Genomic DNA, 21,405 nt, shown 5'->3' on the forward strand with positions numbered 1-21,405 from the left:
CGGATTTCAGGCGCACGGCCGCCTAGGTGGTACTGTAACGCCAGCCGAAAACAGTCGCCCTTCGCGTTAGGTTATAGGGACAAAGGTAAAAATCGTTTGCGCGGCGACCTTCTTCAAGCCACGGAATTTGGTTTGGCGCAGCGGGCCAACGGTCTTGGCCCAACCGAAGACTTCTTCAATCCGCTTGCGGATTTTGAGGCTTTTCCGGTAACCCTCATGCCGTGTGGTGCGGCCGTCAATGGCTGAGCCTTTGTCTGTGCTGGCGACATGGGGCGTGACTTTACGCTGGCGTAGCTTGGCTACAAAATCCTGCGTATCGTAATTCTTGTCCGCACCCAAAGTCGCACCCGGTTTGTGGATCGTGCGCTTGACCATCGCGCGAGCCGCCTCGCGCTCCGCGGTGCCGGTGGCCAGCGTGACATCAACCACCAGACCGTTGCGGTTCTCCATCAGGGCATGACCGAGGAAAGCCAGCTGGGATTTGTCGCCCTCGCTCTTTTATACAGACGGGCATCGGAATCGGTGGTCGATGCATGGGTTTCGTTGCTGCGCTTCTCACCCTTGAAGTTGACCGTGGGATTGCGGCCGCTATCTTCCGGTGGCGGGGTCGAGCCGTCTTTTCTGACGAAACTTTTATGCGAAGCCCAAGCCTGAATCAGCGTGCCATCGACCGAAAAATGCTCGTCGGAGTGTAGCTTTTTCCAGTCCGTCAAGGCCAGCACCCGTTCGAAGAACAAACGACTGATCCGCTCATTGAGTAAACGGTCGCGGTTGGCGCTGAAGGTCGAGTGATCCCACACCTCGTCCATCGTCAAACCGACGAACCTGCGATACAAGAGGTTGAAGTCAATATACTCCACCAACTGCCGCTCCGAGCGGATGGAAAACAAGACTTGCAACAAACTGGCGCGGAGCAGGCACTCCGGCGGTATCGAATCCCGACTGCGGCGGGCGTAAAGCGCGTCGAACTCGTCATTTAGCGTAGCAAGTAACAGATCGACCACTTTTCGCAGTTTGCGGAGCGGATGCTTTTTGGGAATCCGGCTTTCCAGGGTTCGATAACTGAACAGTTGTTCTTGAGTAATGTCGGCGCCGCGTATGGGTTCAATGTAATCTATTGAAGATAGAACTACTTTATCATATACAACAATATCTTACGGATTGCTCTGACATCTGATTCAACGAGTCAATGCGGCTTGTGGGGGAGATAAAATCAACAGCCTGTTAAAGGCTTAATCGTTTTTAATTTATACACGGTGTTTTGTTTGATCCCGACCAAGTCCTGAAAAATATCGAATTCAAAACCGGCTTTTACGCCGTCCCCGTGCAGTTTGGCTAGGCGTTCGCCGAATTGCGCTTCTTCGAAATCGAACCGGATGTTGCCATTCGCCGATTTGATACCCGCGTATTCTTTGTGTTCCGAACGCCACACGCCGATGAGCTCGCCTTCTTGATATATCGTTTTACCGGTTTTGTGCAGCTGGCCTTGCACCAATTTATTGAGGTCGAAATGTAACCGATTATAGCGATCCTGCCCGAACAATTTGATGGCATCTTCGACGGCGAGCACCTTCACCAGAACGTCGGTTAATTTCAGCGCCAAGCTTTCCGCCTGCGCCCACTTCGCCTCACCGCATCGCAGCCTAAAACAATCGTCACCGATGAGTTCTAGGCTATCCAGGTAGTTAAGCCCTTTGTCAATGGCTTGGTTTATTCCGGCGGATAAGCTGTTCATCGCGCATTTAGCAAAATCGTTGTCGAATAAATCGGACTGTCCGTTGTACTTAAGGGTCAGATAAAAAATCAGATTTGAGCGGTAGATGGCGACACTCGGCAGCGACTGATTGTTCGAGAGAGCACCGACCGCCTTTAAAACCAACTTCAAATGCTTTGGGAATACGAGTTCTAGGCGACAGGGTATGGGGGCTTGAGATTCCGGGATGTAAATGAAATCCTTAACGAGCGTTATAAATAGGCCGCTTTCAATCAGAGATATTAGGTAATTATTTGCCATGATGCGTCCCTCCTACACACAAAACAGGCGGCAATTTGGAGGGCATGACGGATTAACTACACGGAAAAAAAGGCGAATAGCTAACATAATAATCCTCTGCTTTACTATTGAGGATTGGTATTATATGAGCACAAAAAATAAAAACCCGCTGGCTACATGCTTTACAGATGCACTTTCCCCGCGGGTTTTTGCCTGTGCGGTTATCAGTATCGCGATCATGAAGGTTGATCTTGATCCCCACCCGGGAAGGTCAATTGGTTTGGAGCGGGTTAGCCAGACTTTACCGGCATGCACGATCAAAACTACTCTTACGTTAGTGAAGGTTTAGTACCATGAGCCCTATGGCCGGAGGCGAGGCAAACGTGCAAGAATCAACAATTTCACGTCGTTGGATCTTGAGTATGATGCCTCGCCACCGGATGGATACAGGTTATTAAGTCGGCTGGCGGCGATGCCCGATCGGCTCAATCAAAAGCGCTACGCTCAGCAGAGCCGGTTGAACCACTGCACGCTACGCGGTGTTTTCAAGCAAGCCCAGGTGTAATGCGCTGGCAAACCCGCGAATGCCATGGTCCGTGCCGACAGTGCGCTGCTATATTGATCGGCCATTCTAACCAGTAGCATGCCCGGAAACTTAGGAAACTTTGCGCTGGCGTTTTTCCCGCCCAGCATCTGCCGCAAGCCGTGCGCCCCTTGCGGCCAAGCTTGTTCTAACTCGCCGAGTAGCGGCTCCAACAAGGTCAAGGTTAACACTTCGTGGGACGCCGTACGTCCCAACGGCGTGCCGCGCAGGGTCTCGACTTTGCCGAAATCGTGCAACAGCGCAGCTGTAACAGCTAACGCAGCTTCCTGACGGTCTAAGCTAATCTTGGCAATGCGCTCCACCCATTCCGCACATTCCACGCTATGCAGCAGCAATCCGCCGGGATGGCTATGGTGATGTTGCCGACTGGCCGGCAACCGAATGAAGGGTACACCTAAGCGCCGTTGCCGCAACACCCGAATCAGCCAATCCTGTAGTGGCGGAAGCTCGATACGGTTGATCAGCGCCAATAGCCTATCCAATGCCATCGGGCAAGCGGCGGCTTGGTACCACAAGGACAGCGCGTTCAACGGCAGCAGCTGCGGGACAGGCGTCCAGTAGTCTACTGGTATACAAGGCGCGTAGCGGTTGTCGCTCAGCCGGATGGTTCCATCGGCAATCGATGTCTGCTCGCTTTCAGGATCTCTAAATTCGACCCGCACTAGATCGCCAATCTGCGGCAAGCCTTCGGATTCAACCCTTGACCATTGGCCACGCCAGAGCTGACCGTCTGCCAGCATCAGCAACACGAAATGACAGTCGCTGTCACCGTTGTGTCGGGTCACCAGCGAATCGACTCGACCAATCAGTTGGCAACAGACCTCGCGGGACTCGGCTGTTTGCGAATAATCAAGCCGCTCAGGCGTGGCACTCGGATAGGCGGAAAGCGTGGATTTTGTCATACCGCCCCCCCCGGACCTATTGGCTTTGCATTCGTGATTAAAAAGGCATAACGCCTTTTTCAGGAGCTTAGGAAAACGCCTAGTCATTGGCCACCCCCTTGGCTTGTTCCAGATTGGCTGCCAACAGCCGTTCAAAGGCCGAGCCGTCTTTACGGGTTAAATTCGGCACAAACCGCGAGTACACGCGGAACAACATTTCCGTGGTGGTGTGTCCCATCTGCTTGGCGATCCATTCCGGATTTTCACCCGATGCCAGCCACAAGGTAGCTGCGGTATGCCGGGTCTGGTAGGCCTTGCGTCGGGGTAACTCGAGATAGCGCAATAATGGATGCCATACTCGGCGCGATACGTTGTTGTACTCCAATGGTTCGCCTGCACGGTTGACGAATACATAGTCGAACTTACCGCCCGTGAAGGCCCATTGCTGTTTAAAGGCCTCGTAGACCGGTTGGGACATCTCAATCTCTCGTTGCGATTCTTCGGTTTTGGCATATTCGACGACACCTTTAACCAGGGTTTCCCGAATCAAAATTTGTCGACGTTCGAAGTCCACATATTTCCATTTCAAGCCATCAATCTCGGCCGTCCGCATCCCGGTGAAAAAGCGGATGGTGTAGTACGGTTTAAAGTCCGATCGCACGGTGTCCAGTATTTTGTTCACTTCCTCCAATGAGAAGGGATCGATATGCGGCTTGGGTTTTTTTAACGGTTTGATCCCGCGGTAAGGTGACGTAAAATTAAATCGGTCAGCCGCTTCATCTAAAGGCATACGCAGAATCTTCATATACTTATTGATGTACTCTGCCGAGATTGTTTCTCCATCTTTGCGCACGACTTTGCCGAGACTGGCGCGAAATTTCAAAACATCGGCTTTGGTGATGCGGCTGACTTCCATTTCCCCAAAGTAATCCATGATCCGATCGCCCAGCAACCGCTTGACGGTGACCTTATGGGAGTTTCGCCAGCCGACCTCCATTTCGGCGTACCACTCCCAGGCGAAGTCTTTGAAAAATGGTGTAGCATCTTTTGCGTAGGATCGTCGTCTGGCATCCAATTCATCAAACTTGCTGGCGAAGCTGCTGTTGGGAAAATAATCCCGATATGCAAATTGCCCGAGCATGATTTCGGCATCAATTTTGTCCATCACTTTTTGCAGCTTGGCGCGATTGGCCTTGGTATCTTCCAGCGTGGTTTGCTCACGGCAACGAACGTTTTGGTATTTGAAATCAAAGAACAATTTGCCGGTTTCATTTCTGACCCGAATACTACCCATAGCACACCCCACCTTTGCTCAGAGGAATAGCAAAGTCGGACTGGGACTTCGCCATATCCGTCTCGATGTGTTCCCAGATGAACAGGATTTTGCGACCACCGAAAGGCCGGATGTAATGCCGACCTTCGAGTAAAACGCTATCTTTCAGGGTATTTCTGATGGTTCGAGCGTCATACTTGATCTTTTCTGACAGCTCTTCGGTTGTGAGATAAGTTAATGACATTTGCAATCTCCAGTGAATTGATCTGTAGTAGAATTTTCCACCCATTTAGGAGATCAAATATGATCTCCTGTAGATCATTATAGGCAGCAAAAGATCTTTTGCAAGCTTTTTTGATCTCCTGCGGGTCATTTTTTGGAGAAACAGATGATTAGATGCTACTTGTCGCGAATTCTAGGCGAAAGACGATTAAAGATAAGTGATGTTGCTCGAGACACTGATATCAATAGGGGGACTATTACTCGGCTTTATCACGAGACATTTACTCGAATTGAAATCGATGTGGTAAATACGCTATGTAAGTATCTACAATGCCGAATTGAAGATTTGTTTGAATTTTTGCCTGACGAGAAAGATGGTGACGATTATTAGCCTTACAGACGAGTAACTTTAGTTAAATGTCAGAAATTTTTTGATCCGTTTTAAAACCAATAAAAGCAAATTAATCTACCAGCAAGTAGTCATAAAGTAAGCGAGTTTTTAGTTCGCGTTGAATTCTACACTTTGATTTTTTCGCTTGAGGTACAAAACAGCATGCAAAACGACCAAGAATATGAGCTACAACTTTGAAAAGCCATTTGAATACTAGCGGGGTCAGTCTTAAGTTGATCGAAAGGCATCCACGATCTGGAATTGTTGTCCTGTACAAGTTCTGAGAATCGATAGTCGAAAGTTGTCTCAACGAAAGTTTAAATATTGAATTTTTTTCGGCTGTCTAGGCACAGGAGGGCGAAGGTCGAATCTTGCTCAGTGACAACAATAGACTTTAACTACGTGGCACAGTTAAGGCACATCCAGGGCACAGAGCTAAAAATGCGGTTTGGGGGAAGAGGTCAAAATGGCGCGCCCTAGAGGATTCGAACCTCTGGCCTCGGCCTCCGGAGGGCCGCGCTCTATCCAGCTGAGCTAAGGGCGCAATGTGATTTGCGGTCTAACGTTACAGTCACTTTGGTCAAACGGTCTTGGACGTTCTCTATAACCCTAAACCGGCTGACTGTCGTTTCCGGCGGGCCAGTCCCGATCTAGCAGCGGCTATGGAACCTTGTTTACAGCCGGCAATTATACGGGCAAAAGCCGGCAAAGTCATGGACCGCTTGCGCTTACGCAGAATTTTTTGCCGATCTCAATTTTGCCAGCATCTGTTTTTGCCGAAGTTGGCGTTCGGCTTTTTCTACTTCCAGCCTGGCCATACGCCGATTGCGCGCTTGATAGCGCAGGCGGGCACGTTCCGCATCTGCTGTCGCCCACTCGGGATTTGCAGCCTGAACCATGGCGATGCAATTCATCGGACACGGAGCAACGCACAATTCGCAGCCGGTACATAAATCGGTGATGACGGTGTGCATATGTTTGTTAGCGCCGAGGATGGCATCGGTCGGACACGGCGGCAGACATTTGGTACAGCCGATACATTCGGCTTCGTTAATCACTGCTACCAACCGCGGACGTTCCATGCCAAATGCAGGATTCAACGGCTTGACGTCAACCCCAAGCAAGTCGGCGAGCAACTGAATGCCCTTGGCCCCACCAGGCGGACATTGATTGATATCGGCTTCGCCGTTACCAATGGCTTCCGCATACGGCCGGCAACCGGGGTAGCCGCATTTGCCGCATTGGGTTTGCGGCAGAACGGCGTCGATGCGGTCGGCTAGCGTGGTTTCGATTGCGGTCATGCGCTTGGCTTTATTTAATCCGCATGCCCGGTTGCGCGCCTTGATCCGGCGATAGCACGAAGATATCCTTGCCGCCCGGACCAGCCGCCAGCACCATGCCTTCCGAGGTGCCGAAACGCATTTTGCGCGGCGCCAGGTTGGCGACCACAACCGTGAGCTTGCCTTCCAGTTGTTCCGGCGTGTAAGCCGATTTGATGCCGGCGAAGATATTGCGAGTTTCGTTGCCCAAATCGACGGTCAGTTGCAGCAGTTTTTCAGCACCTTCGACCGACTCGGCTTTGACGATTCGAGCGACGCGCAAATCGATTTTGGCGAAGTCGTCGATCTCAATCGGACTGGCGATCGGCTCGATGCCGGCGGCCGGCGCGGAAGATTCGGCCTTTGCCGGCTTGGCTTTGGCCGGTGGCGTTTTTTCCAGGTTCTCCTTGGACGCCTCGACAATCGCGGCGATTTTGTCCGGCTCGACCCGGGTCATCAACGGCGTAAAGGCGTTGATTTTGTGGCCGAGCAACGGTTCGACCTTGTTCGGCCAGGCCTGTGGCGGAATATTCAAAAAGCCCTCGGCGTTGGCGGCCAAGGTTGGAATCACCGGCCGCAGATAAACCACCAACATCCGGAACAGGTTGATGCCCATGCTGCAAGCGGCATGCAATTCGGCGTCTTTGCCTTCTTCCTTGGCGATCACCCAAGGCTTCTTCTCGTCTATGTACTGATTGGCTTTGTCAGCCAGCGCCATGATTTCCCGCATCGCCTTACCGAATTCGCGCCGCTCGTAAAGCTCGGCAATCGCAGAGTTGGCATCGACGAATTGCTGGAACAAAGCCGGTTCGGCGCAGGTGTCGGACAGCACACCATCGAAACGCTTGTGGATAAAACCGGCGCAGCGGCTGGCGATATTGACGACCTTGCCGACCACGTCGGAATTGACGCGCAGACAGAAATCGTCGAAGTTCAAATCGATGTCGTCGACGCCGGCACCGAGTTTGGCGGCGAAGTAATAACGCAAATATTCGGGATTCAAATGGTCCAAATAGGTGCGAGCTTTGATGAAGGTGCCGCGCGATTTCGACATTTTTTCGCCGTTAACCGTCAGGAAGCCGTGGGCGAAAATAGCGCTCGGGGTGCGGAAATCGGCGCCGGTCAGCATCGCCGGCCAGAACAAGGCATGAAAATAAATGATGTCCTTGCCGATGAAATGGTAAAGCTCGGCGTCGCTGTCCTTTTGCCAGAAGCTGTCGAAGTTCAAGCCCTGCCGGTCGCACAAATGCTTGAAGCTGGCCATGTAACCGATCGGCGCATCCAGCCAGACGTAGAAATATTTGCCCGGCGCATCGGGTATCTCGAACCCGAAATAGGGTGCGTCGCGGGAAATATCCCATTGCTGCAAGCCGTTTTCCAACCATTCCGCCATTTTGTTGGCAACTTCCGACTGCAAGTGGCCGGCGGTGGTCCACTCCCGTAGCATCTGCTCGAAATGGCCCAACTCGAAGAAGTAATGCTCGGATTCTTTTTCGATCGGCCGTTCGCCGGAAATGGCCGAAACCGCGTTTTTCAGCTCGGTCGGCGAATACGTAGCGCCGCAGGCTTCGCAACTGTCGCCATATTGATCCGGCGCGCCGCATTTAGGGCATTCGCCCTTGATGAAACGGTCCGGCAGAAACATGTTTTTCACCGGGTCATAGGCCTGGGTGATACTGCGTTGGCTAATATGGCCGCCGGCGCGCAGACGCTGGTAAATCAAGGCCGAAAACTCCCGGTTTTCCGGCGAATGGGTGCTGTGGTAATGGTCGAATGCGACGCCGAATTCGGCGAAATCCGCGCGGTGTTGTTTTTCGACTTCGGCGATAAGCTGTTCCGGAGTGATGCCTTCCTTGTCGGCACGGAGCATTATCGGCGTGCCGTGGGTGTCGTCGGCGCAGACATAAAAACACTCGTGGCCGCGTTGTTTTTGAAAACGCACCCAAATATCGGTCTGTATGTACTCCACAAGATGGCCCAAATGAATCGGGCCGTTGGCGTAAGGCAAGGCGCTGGTAACTAAGATTTTTCGCTTGGACATGGGGAAAATCGGCCGGAAAAAATGAGGGCGGATTATGGCACAAAACGCCGGGGGTTTCATGGAATGCCCGCCCGTGGCCAGACGGCGTTTCCTGCATCGGCTGCCGCAGCCTGGGTTTTCCAGCTTTTGGTTATGCCAAACCGTGCGGTACAATCGCCAGGGCTTTCCGCTCAAGCGTTGCGCCGGTTTGCTGACCCATAAACCGGTCCGATTGCGCCACAGCTTGAATAATTTTAAAAAGAGATGAGGTTACACCATGAAAAAAGGTTTGATTTTGGCCGCCGCTCTACTGGCGTCCGGCTCTGCGTTTGCTGCTACCGACCATTACATCTTGCGCGACGGCAATCATGTTCAACATTTGAAAATCACCAAACTGGGCAACGAATACAGCGTAACCGCCGATGTGGATTTCGAACCGAATCCGGATGAAGTGGGCAAACACGCCTGTTCCGCGCAGATTACAGGTGATGCCAAAGCGGCCGGCGAGAATGAATTGGTCTTGAAAAAGCACATCGAAGGCGAAGCGCGTTCCTGCACCGTCAAAGTTCATCTTACCCCCAACGGTGCCAAACTCGACCAATCCGAAGAGTGCACCTACTTCGCTGCCGGTATTTGCCACTTCTCCAGCGACGGCAAAGAGCTGTTGAAAATCAAATAAGCCCCAGCGCAAAGCGCAATAACCAAGCTTATTGCGCTTCACCCCCTTCGCGCCAAAACTAACGCGAAAACCAAGTCAAAGAGCACACGATTTTTCCATAAGTGCGTGATATCACGCAGGGTAGAGACATATTGTCGCGCGGCAATAGGCCACATTTTAAACGTTAGGCGTCTTTGCTAGATTATCGCCACCTCATGCAGGTACGCATGAGCGGAATCATTCCCGATAATCTACACAGCCAAGGAGTCTTTATGAAAAAAACACACGTGATGCTGATAACCGCCGCAGTGGTTCTGCTGGGGTCAACCGCTGCTCTGAACGTGACCGTTGCCAATGAGTCGGGCAAAGAAGACGCAAAATCGGTAGCTTGGTACGTGGCTAATATCCAGGAAGCCAAAGCCCAAAACCAAGCCTGCCACGATAGCCCGAGCAATCAAAGCAGTGAAAATTGCGCGAATGCGCTGCATGCACTAGAAATCACTTTCAAAGGCGGAAACTGATACGCTCTCACTCCAGCCTTTCCAGGCCTCGCGAATTCGTGCCTCCCCTACGCGACGACCCGCGACCAAAGGCTGGAGATTTTTTTCGATACAGTCAGTTACTCAGCCGCTGAAAGCAAACTCCAACTAAATCCTGCGACAACAACAAGCCTAAGAGCATCTGTTTGCCTCCGCTCATGGCGTGACTGATCAACCGCGAACGAAATCAACCGGTTCAGCGACTTCGGGACTTAGCTGAACACGCTAAAATTTAGCCGCACCAAGCCCGAGCAGCCAACTCAGTGTGCATTACGTTGCGGGATAGACGCTATTTTGATTAAAATTGTCCGGCAATGCGGGGCAATCAAAACCTCCAACGACATTCCTCCTCCAGAGGGACTCAGCCCCAAACATCCACAAGCCGGCATAGCTCAGCAGGTAGAGCAGCGCACTCGTAACGCGAAGGTCGTAGGTTCGATTCCTATTGCCGGCACCATTTGATTTGCCAATACCCGTTCAATAGCCTATTTTGCCGGCTTCAGCCTGCGTAAGCGCTTGCGGCGGAAAACGCAAGGATTGTCGAATCGGTTTCCAGGCCAACGGCATCCGCCAATCGATCACGGATTAACAAAAATGAACGGCGAAACCCATAGCCAACTGGCCAATTTTATTTGGAGCATTTGCAACCTGCTGCGCGGCCCTTACAAGCGCAACGAATACCGCAAAGTGATTCTGCCGCTGACTGTATTGCGGCGCTTCGATTGCCTGCTGGCGCCCAGCAAGGATGTCGTATTTGTCGAATCCCAAAAGCTACAAGGCAAGCCCGAGCGCGTCATCCAGGCTAGATTGCAATCGCTAACCGGCCACCGCTTCTACAACCTATCGCGGATGCAGTTCGATAAAAACGCCGATCATTCCCTGCTCAACGATCCAAACAATCTGGCGCCCAATCTAAATAGCTACATCAACGGTTTTTCGCCGAATGTCCGCGCCATCATGGAGAAGTTCAAATTCAGCGAGCAAATCGCCCACATGGCGGAAAAGAACATCCTGTTCGAAGTGGTCAAGGCCTTTGCCGCTATCGACCTGTCGCCGCAACGGGTCGATAACGTCCAGATGGGTTATGTCTTCGAAGAACTCATCCGTATCGGTGCCGAGCAATCGAACGAAGAAGCCGGAGAGCATTTCACCCCGCGTGAAGTCATCAAATTGATAGTTAACTTATTGTTGGACCCTGAACAGGACTTGGCGCAAAGTCATGTGGTTAAAACCATTTACGACCCGGCGTGCGGCACCGGCGGCATGCTATCGGTAGCCGAGGAATACATCCGCAAGCTCAATGCAGATGCTCAGCCAAAACTCTTTGGCCAGGATTTTAACGACGAGGCTTGGGCGGTCTGTAAGTCGGACATGCTGATCAAGGGTGAAGACGCCGACAACGTCATTCTCGGCGACACCTTCACCCGCGACGGTTTTGACCGCGACAGCGACGGCAACAAATGGACGTTCGACTACATGCTGGCCAACCCGCCGTTTGGTGTGGAATGGAAACAGCAACAGAAAGCCATCCAGCAGGAAGCCGATACCCTGGGTTTTGCCGGTCGCTTTGGTGCTGGCACACCGCGCATCAACGATGGTGCATTCCTGTTTCTGCAACACATGATTGCCAAAATGCGCCCTGTCGCGGCGGGTGGCAGCCGCATCGGCATTGTGTTTAACGGTTCGCCCTTATTTACCGGCGATGCGGGTAGCGGCGAAAGCGAAATCCGCCGCTGGATTATCGAAAACGACTGGCTGGAAGCCATTGTCGCCTTGCCGGAACAACTGTTCTACAACACCGGCATTTCCACGTACATCTGGATCATCAGCAACCGTAAGGAACCTCAGCGTAAAGGCAAAGTGCAGTTGATCGACGCCCGCAATTTCTGGGTGCCGATGGAAAAATCCCTGGGCAACAAACGCCGCCGCATTGGCGACCCCAGCGACAAAGCCAAAGACCCAGACCATATAGGCGAGATCACCCGCATTTATGCCAATTTCACCAATGGAGAAACGCGCCGTTTTGTCGTCGATGGCAAAGACAAAGAGCTTTTAGTTAGCAAAGTGTTCGACAACGAAGACTTTGGTTATCACAAGATCACTGTCGAGCGCCCGCTCAGGCTCAATTTTCAAGCCAGCGCCGAGCGCATCGCCCGCCTGGAACAGCAAACCGCATTCATTAACCTCGCCAGTAGCAGTAAAAAGAACGAAACCATCCGCCAGCAGGAAATCGAAGCCGGTCGTGCCCGCCAACAACAAATCCGCGATCTACTGGCCGCCTTTGCCGCACAGCATGGCGACACCCTATTTTTAGACCGCAAACAATTTTTGCTGACACTGCGCGACATCGACCGCGCCCATGACGTGCGCCTGTCTGCCCCGGAACTCAAAGCCGTGTTGGCTGCACTGAGCGAGCGTGACGACGCCGCACAGGGAAGTGCCAGTGTCGCGGGAGGCAGGATGCCGGGAGCGACGGCAAATATCTGCACCGACAAGCAAGGTAACCCGGAGCCGGATGCCGACTTGCGCGACACCGAAACCGTCCCGCTCAAGGAAAATATCGACGAATACTTTAAGCGTGAAGTGTTACCGCATGTCCCCGATGCCTGGATTGACCACAGCAAAACCAAAATTGGTTATGAAATCCCGCTGAATCGGCATTTCTACCGCTATGAACCGCCGCGCGAACTGGAAACCATCGAAGCCGAAATCAAGGCGCTGGAAGGCGAGATTGTTGATTTGCTAAGAGAGGTGACGGCGTGACGGACATGCAACCAATCCAAGGACAGGGTGAAGTTATTCTTTACCAAACCGACGATGGGCAAGCCAAAATCAACCTCAAGGCCATAGACGGCTCGGTTTGGCTCACGCAGTTGGAAATTGCCGAGCTGTTTGCCGCCACCAAACAGAACATCAGCTTGCATATCAAGAACATTCTTAAAGACGGCGAGTTGGTCGAAGCTTCAGTTGTCAAGGAATCCTTGACAACTGAAGCCGACGGCAAGAACTACAAAACCAAACTATTCAGCCTGCCGATGATACTGGCCATTGGTTACCGGGTTCGCTCGCCAAGAGGTACGCTGCATGTAGGATGGGCTGTTAAGCCCATCAACCGGCGTTTACGATGGGCTTCATTGGCATTCAGCCCATCCTACGTTGGCTTGCGGGAGGCAAGCCGATGAAATATCCGGCTTATCCGCAATACAAGGACAGCGGCGTGGCGTGGTTGGGCGAGGTGCCGGCACATTGGGAAGTCAAAAAAGTAAAGTATTTGGCCAAGGTTAAGATTGGCATTACTTATTCACCGGATGATATTGCTGATGAAAGTGACGGTGTCTTAGTTCTCAGGGCTTCAAATGTTCAAAATGGAAAATTAAGTTTTCACGATAACGTTTTTGTTTCTAACAAAATCAATAGCGATGATTTCGTTAGAACTGGCGACATTTTGATTTGCTCTCGAAATGGCAGTGAACATCTTGTCGGAAAATGCGCTTATATAGATAGCACCAATGTCGGCTATACGTTTGGTGCATTTATGTCCATTGTGCGATCAAATATTGGTTTATTTCTATATTACTTTTTTAATTCCGAAGTATTCAAAGCGCAATCAGGCTTATTTAAAACTAGCACAATTAACCAGTTAACCACTAGTACTCTTCAAAATCTGATGGCTGCTTTACCTAGCCTTCCAGAACAAACATCCATCGCCAATTTTCTGGATAGTGAAACCGGGCGGATCGATACGTTGGTGGCGAAAAAGCGCAAGCTGGTGGCATTGCTCAAGGAAAAACGCAGCGCGCTGATTTCCCGCACCGTCACCCGCGGCCTGCCCGCCGATGTGGCGCGGGAATTCGGTCTGACCACCGGCAATGCCGCAGTCCACGAAGCGCCCGGCCAATATTACGGTAGGGGCGATTTCAATCGCCCGCAGGCCGAGGCGAATGAATTCGCCCCTACCAGCGAACCCGCGTCATCCCAATCATTCAAAGATTCCGGGGTTGAGTGGTTGGGGGAAATCCCAGCAAATTGGGCAACACCTCCCTTATATTCTCGTTATTCAATAGAGCTAGGTAAGATGTTGAATGAAAGCAAGATTACGGGAAAGCACCTCTTACCTTATTTGAGGAATATTGATGTTCAATGGGATTCAATCAATTTCATTGATTTACCTGAAATGGACATTACTGAACCGGAATATTCCCGTTATACCCTCAAAGAAGGGGATCTTCTTGTTTGCGAAGGTGGCGAAGTTGGAAGGTCGGCTATAGTTGGCAAACTAGAATCGAAAATTGGTTTTCAAAAAGCATTGCATCGCATGCGGGTAATTAATTCGTTGATGGAGCACCCCAGATATATGTACTACCTGATGTACTGGGCAAATAAAACCGGTGTATTTAATTCCGGTGGAATATCAACCATTGCGCACTTGACCGGGGAACAATTAAGGAAATACCGTTTCCCAAAACCTCCTTTTCAAGAACAAACCGCCATTGCCGCCTACCTAGACCGTGAAACCGCCAAAATCGACCGGCTGGTGGCAAAAGTCGAAACCGCAATCGCCCGCTTGCAGGAATACCGTAGCGCATTGATCACCGCCGCCGTGACCGGCAAAATCGATGTGCGAGCCTATTCAGCGAAACAGGAAACGGCATGACTTTGGATCGGGATCAACACTATTTGCGCGGCCTGGTCGAGGAATTGCGTAAATTGCCGGATGAAACGACTTGGCTGGAATTCAAGGTCAATAATAGCGACCCGGATGAAATTGGCGAATACTTGTCCGCACTGTCGAATGCAGCAGCATTGGAAGGCAAAGCCAATGCCTATTTGCTTTGGGGCATTGCCGATAAAGACCACGCGATTGTCGGCACCGATTTTGCCCCGAGCAAGGCGCGCAAAGGTGGAGAAGAACTGGAAAGCTGGTTGCTACGCTTGTTAAGTCCACGTCTTCACTTCCGCTTCATGCCGGTGTTGATTGACGGCAAATCAGTGGTGATTTTGGAAATTCCGCGCGCCAACGGTAAGCCGACGCAGTTTTCCGGCAAGGAACTGATCCGGGTGGGTTCTAATAAAAAGCCGTTGAAAGATTATCCCGAATTGGAACGCTCGTTATGGCGGGTGTTCGACCAAACGCCTTTCGAAGCGTTGAAGGCCGCCGAAAACTTGGCTGCGGCCGATGCGTTGGCATTATTGGATTATCCTGCTTACTTCGATTTGTTAAACCAACCGTTGCCTACCGATCAAGCCGGCATACTGTCTCGTCTCGAAGATGCGGCTTTGTTGGCGCGGAATGTCGCAGGCGGCTGGGACATTACCAATTTGGGCGCAATCTTGTTTGCCAAGGATTTACACCGATTTCGCGGTTTGTCGCGCAAGGCGATGCGGGTGATTGCTTACCAAGGCAAAGGTCGGCATAGCCCCAAGCAACGCGAGCAGGAAGGCCGCAAAGGCTATGCGTCTGGATTCGAAGGTTTGATCGATTACGTCAATGCGCTATTGCCGAATAATGAAGTCATCGGCAAGGCGCTGCGACGGGACGTGCCAATGTACCCAAGTTTGGCGGTACGCGAACTGGTAGCCAATGCTTTAATCCACCAGGATTTTTCGATTACCGGAGCCGGGCCGATGGTGGAAATTTTTTCCGATCGGATGGAAATTACTAATCCCGGTTTGCCGCTGGTCAGAACCGAACGTTTTTTGGATAGCCCTCCGCGCTCCCGGAACGAGGCTTTGGCGTCGTTGATGCGATTGTTCGGTATTTGCGAGGAACGCGGCAGCGGGGTTGATAAAGTGGTGTTCGAAACCGAACTTTACCAATTGCCAGCTCCCAGTTTCGAAACGGCTGAAGAATCAACGCGAGTTGTACTATTTGCCCACAAAGCATACAAACACATGGATAGTCAGGATCGTATCCGCGCCTGTTATTTACATGCTTGCCTGCGTTATGTGCAACGCGATCCAATGACTAATGCCAGCCTTCGCGAGCGTTTTGGCATTGAGCCTGAGAACAGCGCGATGGTTTCCCGAGTCATCAAGGAAACGCTGCTGTCTGAATTGATTAAACCTTTCGATCCAGAACAAGGAAAGCGGCATGCCAAGTACCTGCCGTTTTGGGCTTAGCTCTTATTTGATGGTTATTTGACTAAAACAGACATTTTAGTAAACAACCAATGCTAACCAACTGATTTATAAGTACAGTTTATAGAGTTCTTTTTGACGGCTATTTGACTGGCACGTTTCGTAGCGGATATTAAGCCACCGTAACCAACCAGGAAAAATTGGCAATTAGTTAAGTAAAACGACTTTTCCTTAACTAAGCCTGGAATTAAGTTAAGAAACAACAAGGACACCTGAATGGCGCAAACCACCGAAAAAGCCTTCGAAAGCTACGTCGAGCAAATGTTACTAGCGAAAGGCTGGCAAGCGGGTTCGGTAAAGGACTGGGATAAGGCGCTGGCTTTATTCCCGGCGCAAATTATCGATTTTATCGCCGCCACCCAAAAGCCGCTTTGGGACAGCATGAGCGAGCAACATGGCGCTAATCTGCCAGCCCTGTTAATCAAAGAGCTGGTTAAGGAACTGGCGATTAAAGGCTCGCTGCATGTATTGCGCCACGGCTTTAAGTTTTACGGCAAGACTTTTCGGCTGGCCTATTTCAAACCGGCACACGGCTTGAATGCCGAGGTGCTGGCGCATTATCAGCAAAACCGGCTGACAGTGACTCGGCAAGTGCCTTGCCATCCGGGCGACCATAGTACGCTGGACATGCTGTTTGCGGTTAATGGTTTGCCGGTGGCAAGCTGCGAGCTGAAAAACCCTTGGACTGGGCAAAACTGGCGGCATGCGGAGAACCAGTATCGTAATGACCGCAATCCGCGCGCGCCGTTGTTTGAGTTTAAACAGCGGGCGCTGGTGCATTTTGCCGCCGACCCGGACGAAGTCCACATGACTACCCGACTGGCGGGCAAAAAGACCTTTTTTCTGCCGTTCAATCGTGGCAGTCATCCCGGCGAAGTGGTCTGCGGGGCGGGCAACCCACAGCATGCGTCCGGTTACCGCAGCGGTTATTTCTGGGAAGACGTGCTGGAACGCGAGCAGTTTCTGGACATTCTCGGTAATTTTATTTTCATTGAGCGCAAGGAAGAGAAAGTCGACGATGGCAAGGGTGGTAGTCGCTTGCTGCAAAAAGAAGCGGTGATTTTTCCGCGCTATCACCAGCTCGATGCCACCCGGCGACTGGTCGCTGCTGCACAATTGGAAGGCCCCGGCCGGAATTATCTGATCCAGCATTCAGCCGGCAGCGGTAAGACCAATTCGATTTCCTGGTTGTCGCATCGTTTGGCCAGCTTGCATGATGGCAACGATCACAAGGTGTTTGATTGTGTGATTGTGATTACCGACCGGCAAGTGTTGGACAGGCAATTACAAGATGCCATTTATCAAATCGAACACGCGCAAGGCGTGGTGAAGGCGATTGATCAGGATTCCAAGCAATTAGCGGCGGCACTGATTGATGGCACCAAGATTGTGATTACTACCTTGCAGAAGTTTCCGTTTGTGTTGCGCGGTTTATTGCATGCTGCTGGCGCTGATAACATCGACGCAGCGGACGAAATGGCAAAAACGCAAGCCAAAGCCTGGGAGCAGGAAATCGGCAAGCGGCGTTATGCGGTGATTGTCGATGAAGCGCACTCGTCGCAAACCGGTGAAACCGCCAGAGAACTCAAATCAATTTTGGGCAGATCGTCTCCTGTTGATCGTTCTGAAATCGATGCAGAAAGCTCCCTCTCCCTCCGGGAGAGGGCTGGGGTGAGGGGAGACAACCAACCAACGTCTAGTTTTATATCCCCTCATCCTAACCTTCTCCCGGAGGGAGAAGGAACCGTCTTGTATGGCTCGGGTAAACGGGAATCAGGTGAAACAGAAGAACCGGATTGGGAAGACCGATTGAATCAGGTCATGGCTTCGCGCGGCCGTCAGCCCAACATCAGCTTTTTTGCCTTTACCGCCACTCCGAAGGGCAAGACCTTGGAGCTGTTCGGTCGTATCGGCCATACCGGCAAACCGGAACCGTTTCATCTGTACAGCATGCGCCAAGCCATTGAGGAAGGTTTTATTCTTGACGTGTTGCAGAATTACACGACCTACAAAACCTATTTCAAATTGGTCAAAGCCATGGAGGACGACCCGAACCTGCCGAAGAAAAAGGCAGCGCGGGCCTTGGCTAAATTCCTGGTGCTGCATCCGACCAATATTTCGCAAAAAATCGAAATCATCGTCGAACATTTTCGCAACCACGTTAAACATCATTTGGGCGGCCAAGCCAAGGCGATGGTGGTGACCGGTTCACGCCTGCACGCCGTCAAATACATGCAGGCGTTTCAGGCTTATATCGAGCAGCATGGTTACCACGATGTACAGCCCTTGGTAGCGTTTAGCGGTACGGTGCTCGATCCCGAAACCGGGCAGGAATATACCGAACCGGGCATGAACGTCGACAGTGTGACCGGTAAAGCGATCAACGAAAAGCAATTGCCGGAGCGTTTTAATTCGCCCGATTATCAAGTACTGCTGGTGGCTAACAAGTACCAAACCGGTTTCGATCAGCCCAAGTTGATGGCGATGTATGTCGATAAGCGTTTGGATGGTGTGCAGGCGGTGCAAACCCTGTCGCGCCTGAATCGCATGCTGCCGGGTAAGGAAGCGCCGTTTGTGCTGGATTTTGTGAATGAAGCTGATGATATTTACCGCGCATTCAAACCTTATTACGACGCCACCAGTTTGCAGGAAACGTCCGACCCGGCTTTGCTGGAACAGGTCAAGCATGACTTGGACAGTATGCAGGTTTATTACTGGAACGAAGTGGAAGCGTTTGCCCGTATCTTCTACCGATCACCCAATAAGCAAAACCCGGCTGATCACGCCCATTTGCAACGCCATTTACAACCGGCAGTGGACCGCTTCAAGGCGATAAGCGATGAAGAGCAGCGCTCTGTATTTCGGGACAAGTTAAGTGGCTATGTCAATGTGTATGCTTTTTTGAGCCAGATCATGCCCTATGCCGATCCTGATCTGGAAATGCTGTATAGCTTTGGTCGCTTGTTATTACCGCATTTGCCGCTGGATCGGGATAACACCAACGTCAAGCTGGGCGACGAAGTCGATTTGCAGTATTACCGGCTGCAACGGGTGTTTTCCGGTGCGATTGATCTGGCGGATGAGCAAGGCGAGTACACGGTTAAAAGTCCGACCGATGTCGGCACCGGCAAAGCCAAGGACGAAAAAGCCCCATTATCGGAAATCATCGAGATATTAAACAACCGCTTTGGCACCAACTTTACCGAAGAAGACCGCTTGTTCTTCGAACAAATCAGAGAAAAAGCGACCAATTCGCCAGAGGTGATTCGGTTACGGCAAGCGAATCCGTTTGATAAATTTCAGCTAGGTTTACGCCAAGTGTTGGAAGATCTGATGATTCAACGGATGAATGAGAACGACAAGATTGTGACGCGATACATGGATGACAAAGCCTTCGAAGATGCGGCGTTTGCGGTTTTGTCTAAGGTGATTTTCCAGAGTATTCCTCACACTGGAGGATAAACGGGCTTTGCCAGATTTAACGCCTACCCGCGTATGACAGCAAGGGCCCTTCGCCGCGTTAGTACCCTTTATTGCGGCATTTCAGGGCCGGTTGAATAGACGAGAATGGCGAATCCTACTTCCCCCAAACAGGCAACATTCAGGAACACAATCGTGACCACAGACGCCACCTCTGCCCGCACGCCGGGAAGCCAAAGCACAACGATTATCTCGGTGCGCGGCGTACACAAAACTTACGCCGGCGGTTTTCAGGCCTTGCGCAATATCGATCTGGAGATCCGGCGCGGCGAGATTTTCGCATTGCTCGGGCCGAACGGTGCCGGCAAGACCACGCTGATCGGCATTATCTGCGGCATCGTCAATCCTTCCTCGGGAACCGTGATCGCCGCCGGCCATGACATCCGCAAAGATTACCGCGCCGCACGGGCGGCGATCGGTCTGGTGCCGCAGGAATTGCATACCGACGCGTTCGAATCGGTCTGGGCTACCGTCCGTTTCAGCCGCGGCTTGTTCGGCAAAGCGCCGAATCCGGATTACCTGGAGCGGATTCTGCGGGCTTTGTCGCTGTGGGATAAACGCGACGCCAAAATCATGGCGCTGTCCGGCGGCATGAAACGCCGGCTGCTGATTGCCAAAGCCTTGTCTCACGAACCGGAAATCCTGTTTCTCGACGAACCCAGCGCCGGCGTCGACGTCGAATTGCGCCACGACATGTGGCGGCTGGTGCGCGAACTGCGCGAGCAGGGCACCACCATCATTCTGACCACGCATTACATCGAAGAAGCCGAGGACATGGCCGACCGGATCGGCGTGATCAACAAAGGCGAACTGGTCGTAGTCGAAGACAAAACCGCGCTGATGCGCAAACTGGGCAAGAAGGAACTGGCCTTGACCTTGCGGCAACCGTTGACCGCATTGCCGGCAGAGCTGAATGCCTGGCCGCTGAACTTGTCCGCCGACGGCCAAACCTTGGTTTACACCTTCGACAGCCAGACCGAGGAAACCGGTATCGCCGAATTGTTGCGAGCCTTGAACCAACAAGGCATCGATTTCAAAGACTTGCGCTCCAGCGAAAGTTCGCTGGAAGACATCTTCGTCAGCCTGGTACAGCAAGCCAAGGGAGCTAAGCCATGAATTTTTACGGCATCCGCGCCATCTACCATTTCGAAATGGCCCGTACCTTTCGAACGCTGGCGGAAAGCATCGCCGCGCCGGTGCTTACCACTTCGTTGTACTTCATCGTCTTCGGCCGCGCCATCGGCTCGCGGATGGGCGAGATCGACAATGTCGGTTACGGCGCCTTCATCATTCCCGGCCTGGTCATGTTGAATCTGCTGAACGAGAGCATCTCCAACGCCTCGTTCGGCATCTACATGCCGAAATGGTCCGGCACGATCTACGAATTGCTGTCGGCGCCGGTGTCGTGGATCGAAGTACTGCTCGGCTACGTCGGCGCGGCCGCCACCAAATCGGTGATGCTGGGTCTGCTGATTCTGGGGACCGCCCGAGTCTTCGTGCCCTACCAAATCGCCCACCCCGGCTGGATGGTGGCGTTTTTATTACTGACTGCCGTCAGCTTCAGTCTGTTCGGCTTCATCATCGGCCTGTGGGCGGACAGCTTTCAGAAACTGCAAGTGGTGCCGATGCTGGTGGTGACGCCGCTGACCTTTCTCGGCGGCGCGTTTTATTCGATCAACATGCTGCCGCCGCTGTGGCAGAAAGTCACTTTGTTCAATCCGGTGGTCTACCTGATCAGCGGTTTCCGTTGGAGCTTTTACGGCATTGCCGATGTGGACGTGGCCATGAGCCTGGGGATGACCTTCGGCTTCTTGCTAGCCTGTCTGGCCTTCGTCTGGTGGGCGTTCAGAACCGGTTATAAGATCAGAAACTGACGCCGATCGGCCG

General features: G+C 52.1%; 16 protein-coding genes, 2 tRNA genes and 1 pseudogene. 11 read left to right on the top strand and 8 right to left on the bottom strand.

Annotation, left to right across the window (positions count from 1 at the left end; all coding sequences use genetic code 11):
• Nucleotides 1-22 precede the first annotated feature (22 nt).
• From ACH518_RS04180 to ACH518_RS04200, 5 genes and pseudogenes are all read right to left on the bottom strand, one after another.
• Nucleotides 23-1,100: pseudogene (locus ACH518_RS04180) on the bottom strand (IS5 family transposase).
• Nucleotides 1,101-1,213: 113 nt separating this feature from the next.
• Nucleotides 1,214-2,014, bottom strand: a complete 801-nt coding sequence (locus ACH518_RS04185) for a hypothetical protein (protein ID WP_445371984.1) — start codon at nucleotides 2,012-2,014, stop codon at nucleotides 1,214-1,216.
• Nucleotides 2,015-2,497: 483 nt separating this feature from the next.
• A complete protein-coding gene (locus ACH518_RS04190; protein WP_445371985.1) occupies nucleotides 2,498-3,499 on the bottom strand; it encodes an HD domain-containing protein in 1,002 nt (333 codons plus the stop codon).
• Between the two features lie 79 nt (nucleotides 3,500-3,578).
• Entirely contained in the window at nucleotides 3,579-4,772 is a 1,194-nt protein-coding gene (locus ACH518_RS04195; RefSeq protein ID WP_445371986.1) for an Arm DNA-binding domain-containing protein, read from the bottom strand.
• The gene (locus tag ACH518_RS04200) at nucleotides 4,765-4,995 is read right to left on the bottom strand and encodes a hypothetical protein (protein WP_445371987.1); all 231 of its coding nucleotides are present in this window, start codon (nucleotides 4,993-4,995) and stop codon (nucleotides 4,765-4,767) included. The genes ACH518_RS04195 and ACH518_RS04200 overlap by 8 nt, the downstream gene beginning before the upstream one ends.
• A 144-nt stretch (nucleotides 4,996-5,139) precedes the next feature.
• Here ACH518_RS04200 and ACH518_RS04205 point away from each other — a divergent pair, with 144 nt between their 5' ends.
• The gene (locus tag ACH518_RS04205) at nucleotides 5,140-5,364 is read left to right on the top strand and encodes a helix-turn-helix domain-containing protein (protein WP_445371988.1); all 225 of its coding nucleotides are present in this window, start codon (nucleotides 5,140-5,142) and stop codon (nucleotides 5,362-5,364) included.
• A 467-nt stretch (nucleotides 5,365-5,831) separates the two neighbouring features.
• Here ACH518_RS04205 and ACH518_RS04210 read toward each other — a convergent pair.
• From ACH518_RS04210 to metG, 3 genes are all read right to left on the bottom strand, one after another.
• Nucleotides 5,832-5,908, bottom strand: a tRNA-Arg gene (locus ACH518_RS04210).
• A gap of 184 nt (nucleotides 5,909-6,092) precedes the next feature.
• Nucleotides 6,093-6,665: an electron transport complex subunit RsxB gene (rsxB, locus tag ACH518_RS04215; protein WP_445371989.1), complete on the bottom strand. Its 573-nt coding sequence runs from the start codon at nucleotides 6,663-6,665 to the stop codon at nucleotides 6,093-6,095.
• A gap of 10 nt (nucleotides 6,666-6,675) precedes the next feature.
• Nucleotides 6,676-8,724: a methionine--tRNA ligase gene (metG, locus tag ACH518_RS04220; RefSeq protein ID WP_445371990.1), complete on the bottom strand. Its 2,049-nt coding sequence runs from the start codon at nucleotides 8,722-8,724 to the stop codon at nucleotides 6,676-6,678.
• 256 nt (nucleotides 8,725-8,980) lie between these two features.
• On the opposite strand from metG, the gene ACH518_RS04225 reads away from it, so the two are divergent.
• From ACH518_RS04225 to ACH518_RS04270, 10 genes are all read left to right on the top strand, one after another.
• Complete coding sequence (locus ACH518_RS04225; RefSeq protein ID WP_140914277.1) at nucleotides 8,981-9,382, top strand: hypothetical protein; 402 nt, start codon at nucleotides 8,981-8,983, stop codon at nucleotides 9,380-9,382.
• 206 nt (nucleotides 9,383-9,588) lie between these two features.
• Entirely contained in the window at nucleotides 9,589-9,882 is a 294-nt protein-coding gene (locus ACH518_RS04230; RefSeq protein WP_445371991.1) for a hypothetical protein, read from the top strand.
• Nucleotides 9,883-10,281: 399 nt separating this feature from the next.
• A tRNA-Thr gene (locus tag ACH518_RS04235) sits at nucleotides 10,282-10,357 on the top strand.
• Between the two features lie 137 nt (nucleotides 10,358-10,494).
• Entirely contained in the window at nucleotides 10,495-12,663 is a 2,169-nt protein-coding gene (locus ACH518_RS04240; RefSeq protein ID WP_445371992.1) for a type I restriction-modification system subunit M, read from the top strand.
• Nucleotides 12,664-12,668: 5 nt separating this feature from the next.
• A complete protein-coding gene (rhuM, locus tag ACH518_RS04245; protein WP_445372966.1) occupies nucleotides 12,669-13,082 on the top strand; it encodes a RhuM family protein in 414 nt (137 codons plus the stop codon).
• Nucleotides 13,079-14,554 carry a restriction endonuclease subunit S gene (locus tag ACH518_RS04250; RefSeq protein ID WP_445371993.1) on the top strand — a complete coding sequence of 492 codons (1,476 nt, stop codon included), beginning with the start codon at nucleotides 13,079-13,081 and terminating at the stop codon, nucleotides 14,552-14,554. Before rhuM ends, ACH518_RS04250 begins: the two co-directional genes overlap by 4 nt.
• Entirely contained in the window at nucleotides 14,551-16,020 is a 1,470-nt protein-coding gene (locus tag ACH518_RS04255) for an ATP-binding protein (protein ID WP_445371994.1), read from the top strand. Before ACH518_RS04250 ends, ACH518_RS04255 begins: the two co-directional genes overlap by 4 nt.
• 234 nt (nucleotides 16,021-16,254) lie before the next feature.
• Complete coding sequence (locus tag ACH518_RS04260; protein ID WP_445371995.1) at nucleotides 16,255-19,500, top strand: type I restriction endonuclease subunit R; 3,246 nt, start codon at nucleotides 16,255-16,257, stop codon at nucleotides 19,498-19,500.
• Between the two features lie 153 nt (nucleotides 19,501-19,653).
• On the top strand, nucleotides 19,654-20,634 hold the full coding sequence (locus tag ACH518_RS04265; protein WP_445371996.1) for an ABC transporter ATP-binding protein: 981 nt from the start codon (nucleotides 19,654-19,656) through the stop codon (nucleotides 20,632-20,634).
• Nucleotides 20,631-21,392 (top strand): ABC transporter permease, encoded by a 762-nt coding sequence (locus ACH518_RS04270; protein WP_140911951.1) that lies wholly within the window; start codon nucleotides 20,631-20,633, stop codon nucleotides 21,390-21,392. The genes ACH518_RS04265 and ACH518_RS04270 overlap by 4 nt, the downstream gene beginning before the upstream one ends.
• Nucleotides 21,393-21,405 lie beyond the last annotated feature (13 nt).

It is taken from the genome of Methylomonas sp. HW2-6 (assembly GCF_052474525.1).

Coding starts and splice junctions, on each gene's coding strand:
- ACH518_RS04185 (WP_445371984.1), bottom strand. CDS start 2,014: ATGGCAAATAATTACCTAATATCTCTGATTGAAAGCGGCCTATTTATA.
- ACH518_RS04190 (WP_445371985.1), bottom strand. CDS start 3,499: ATGACAAAATCCACGCTTTCCGCCTATCCGAGTGCCACGCCTGAGCGG.
- ACH518_RS04195 (WP_445371986.1), bottom strand. CDS start 4,772: ATGGGTAGTATTCGGGTCAGAAATGAAACCGGCAAATTGTTCTTTGAT.
- ACH518_RS04200 (WP_445371987.1), bottom strand. CDS start 4,995: ATGTCATTAACTTATCTCACAACCGAAGAGCTGTCAGAAAAGATCAAG.
- ACH518_RS04205 (WP_445371988.1), top strand. CDS start 5,140: ATGATTAGATGCTACTTGTCGCGAATTCTAGGCGAAAGACGATTAAAG.
- rsxB (WP_445371989.1), bottom strand. CDS start 6,665: ATGACCGCAATCGAAACCACGCTAGCCGACCGCATCGACGCCGTTCTG.
- metG (WP_445371990.1), bottom strand. CDS start 8,724: ATGTCCAAGCGAAAAATCTTAGTTACCAGCGCCTTGCCTTACGCCAAC.
- ACH518_RS04225 (WP_140914277.1), top strand. CDS start 8,981: ATGAAAAAAGGTTTGATTTTGGCCGCCGCTCTACTGGCGTCCGGCTCT.
- ACH518_RS04230 (WP_445371991.1), top strand. CDS start 9,589: ATGAGCGGAATCATTCCCGATAATCTACACAGCCAAGGAGTCTTTATG.
- ACH518_RS04240 (WP_445371992.1), top strand. CDS start 10,495: ATGAACGGCGAAACCCATAGCCAACTGGCCAATTTTATTTGGAGCATT.
- rhuM (WP_445372966.1), top strand. CDS start 12,669: ATGCAACCAATCCAAGGACAGGGTGAAGTTATTCTTTACCAAACCGAC.
- ACH518_RS04250 (WP_445371993.1), top strand. CDS start 13,079: ATGAAATATCCGGCTTATCCGCAATACAAGGACAGCGGCGTGGCGTGG.
- ACH518_RS04255 (WP_445371994.1), top strand. CDS start 14,551: ATGACTTTGGATCGGGATCAACACTATTTGCGCGGCCTGGTCGAGGAA.
- ACH518_RS04260 (WP_445371995.1), top strand. CDS start 16,255: ATGGCGCAAACCACCGAAAAAGCCTTCGAAAGCTACGTCGAGCAAATG.
- ACH518_RS04270 (WP_140911951.1), top strand. CDS start 20,631: ATGAATTTTTACGGCATCCGCGCCATCTACCATTTCGAAATGGCCCGT.